This is a genomic window from Neorhodopirellula pilleata, assembly GCF_007859915.1.
Classification (GTDB): Bacteria; Planctomycetota; Planctomycetia; order Pirellulales; family Pirellulaceae; genus Rhodopirellula; species Rhodopirellula pilleata.
This window is the reverse complement of sequence record NZ_SJPM01000062.1, coordinates 1-2,723: the sequence shown is the minus strand read 5'-3', so window position 1 is coordinate 2,723 and position 2,723 is coordinate 1. Positions and strand designations below refer to the sequence as shown.

Sequence of the window (2,723 nt, the reverse complement as noted above, 5' to 3'; positions counted from 1 at the left end):
CCTCGATGCGGTCGTGGAACTGTGCGAGCACCTGGAGTGCGCCCAACGAACCGGCGACGGTGACTCGGACTTCTAGTACGCGGCCCACTGCCCCGGTTCACCCGCCTGGGCAGATAGAACGCTTACCAATCGAGTTCAAGTCCTACGTTCAACCAGTCCTTGTGTTGTCGATCATCCCCTTCGGATTCATCGGAGCGATCGCCGGTCACGTGTTGATGCAACTGCCCCTGACGCTATTCAGCATCTACGGCCTGATCGCACTCTCAGGCATCGTCGTCAACGACTCCATCGTCCTGATCGACTTCATCAATATGCGATTGAGAGACGGCCTGCCGATTCAAGACGCAATCCTCGACGCCGGACGACGCCGATTTCGTCCCGTCATCCTAACTTCAATCACAACGATCGCCGGAGTGCTGCCCATCCTATTGGAAACACAACGTCAAGCACTCGTCCTGATCCCAATGGCAACCAGCCTCGCGTTCGGCTTGATGTTTGCAACCGCCATCGTGCTGATACTCGCGCCAACACTGGTTTCAATGACAAACCATTTCAGTCGTGAGGCGAGCGGAGTTTGATTGCCACATTGCTCGCATTATTGTAGTAGCAGCCAATCACTCAGATTTCGGAGTCGGCCTGAGGTGGATTGAATCTCAGATCAGAAGCTGGTGTGTACTGTTGCCTGAGCAGCTTCCTTGACATTGGTAGCGTCCAAACGCAGATGTCGCGCTGGTTGGGATTGATACACGAACCAATAGGAACCGCCAGTCGCTTACAGCAAATCATTACTTGCGAGAATACAACTGCCTTACCCCCACACGGGTCGGGGTTCAGCATTGGGGAAGACATTCATGATGTTGCCCACAGACCCATAACTTCATGCGTTTGCGGCCAAAACTGCGCCAATCAAAGTGATCTCCGCATGCCCCCATGCGTGAACGCCTCCAGAAAAAAGTTCTACTGGTGTCCTCGATCCTCCACTCAAAAGCCGCTTGTGATCATCGCAGGCGGCTTTTTTCGTGCGCCGAAGTCCTTGATAGCCAACGCTTTACGGCGTTTTGCGATTTAAGCGGTCCGGTGGGGACAAGTACTTGGGTCAGGAAATGGGTGGGATTTTGGGTCAGATTGGGTCAGATTTCAGCTCAAATCCGACCCACCGAAGACACGTCCGCTGCGGATGATCTTCTCTTTCCAGCCTTCAAACAGCCGTCGCCACTAGCTGTCCTTGGCAAGCTCATCGAGCAGTGGTTGGAGCTTTGGACGAAGGTCAAGGATCGCCATCTTCAGCGTTGCATATCGAGGGTCTGAGTATCGATTGGTGACCGATGTACGAGCTACTCGTCGAGCATTCGAGAGGTCTGCTATCTCACTTCCGTAATCTTGACGCAAGAGATTCGGCAGTACCTTTCGCAGGTTTTTTAACGGATGCTTTGGGAAGGCTGCATCAATTCGCTGGATTCGGGTGATGACACCGACACCGGTAATCGTCTTCCCATTGGGTACCTCCCCCCACCACTTCGTCATTCGTTGAGCCGCATTGCGTCTGTGGTCTTGATACCACGAGACACCCTTTTTATTGCAGAGGATCGTGTTGCCGCCGCACGCCTGCGACCGCTGGATACCCCATTTCAAGAGCTCCTGGACTTCTTTGAAAAGAACCCACTCGCCATACTCAAAAGTCTTCGGACGCTCGAAAATAACCCACGGGCCAACTTCCGGCATGCCGGTAGCCTGATCAATCCGTTCCGGGTGCAACGAATATAGGTCATCGGGGACCAATCGCCCAATCTCGGCTGGCTGGGGCGGGTCGGCTCACGCCGGGGTCAGGCTGGGTTTTCGGTTTTCGCGAGTCACTGGGTTCCCGCACCGACGCGACCAAATCATCGCGATCTTCCGGCACAATTCGGTTTGGCATATCCGGGGAAATCGTCTAGATTGGTTCACTGATCGACGAAGCGGATGGCCGAGTCGACGAGCCAAAGGCATCCGATCAACAACCTCAAACGCTCCCTGGCCCTGAAAACCGAAAACCCAGCCTGACCCCGGCGAAGCCATTCACGACTCTGCAAGTCATCATCCCGCCGTTGTCCTTCTTCCCATCGCCCTCGCGTGCGCCGGCGCGGGAGGCTCCCAACGGCGTGCCACCCTCCAACCCAAAACACCTTCCAAAACACCAAACGTCAATACCACCGCAACCAACAGTACAGCATCACGGCAATCACCAACGGCGGCGGCTCCATCACCGAACGTTACGCGTATGACGCCTACGGCGGGATGACGGTTCTGGACGCAAGTCTTTCGCCGCTGACGGCATCAGCCGAAGGGAACCGCTACACGTATACCAGCCGTGAGTTCGACGAGGACTTGGGTCTCTACCATTACCGCGCCCGGATGTACGACGCCGATGCCGGTCGGTTCTGCTCCAAAGATCCGATCGGGTATGAGGGGAGTCCTGGGAACTTGTACTGCTATGCTCTTGATTCACCCATTTCATCAGTTGATCCTTCTGGTCTATGTGCGGTAGAGCCGCGACCGGAGCAAGAATGCTGCGATGAGGCAAAGGCAGCGGGTATGTCAGATGGCGATGCGGGAGGTTTGGTGTGCTGCGATGGTCGTAAAGTGTCGTGCGTTTGGATTAGCACCGGCTATTTGATTGGTCACCCAGATCGCCCGACTGAACCAACTGCGATCAAGATCATTGATGAATGTGTCAAGAAGCATGA

Annotated in this window: 3 protein-coding genes; 2 read left to right on the top strand and 1 reads right to left on the bottom strand. The window is 55.1% G+C overall.

The features are described 5' to 3' along the window. Positions 1–578, top strand: a 578-nt coding sequence (locus Pla100_RS30190) for an efflux RND transporter permease subunit (RefSeq protein ID WP_146583109.1), incomplete at its 5' end; no start/stop codon positions are given. A 637-nt stretch (positions 579–1,215) separates the two neighbouring features. Here the strand turns inward: Pla100_RS30190 and Pla100_RS30185 are convergent. Further along, positions 1,216–1,779, bottom strand: a complete 564-nt coding sequence (locus Pla100_RS30185; protein ID WP_146583108.1) for a hypothetical protein — start codon at positions 1,777–1,779, stop codon at positions 1,216–1,218. A 330-nt stretch (positions 1,780–2,109) separates the two neighbouring features. On the opposite strand from Pla100_RS30185, the gene Pla100_RS30180 reads away from it, so the two are divergent. Further along, positions 2,110–2,723: RHS repeat domain-containing protein (locus Pla100_RS30180; RefSeq protein WP_146583107.1), on the top strand; the 614-nt coding region annotated here is incomplete at its 3' end.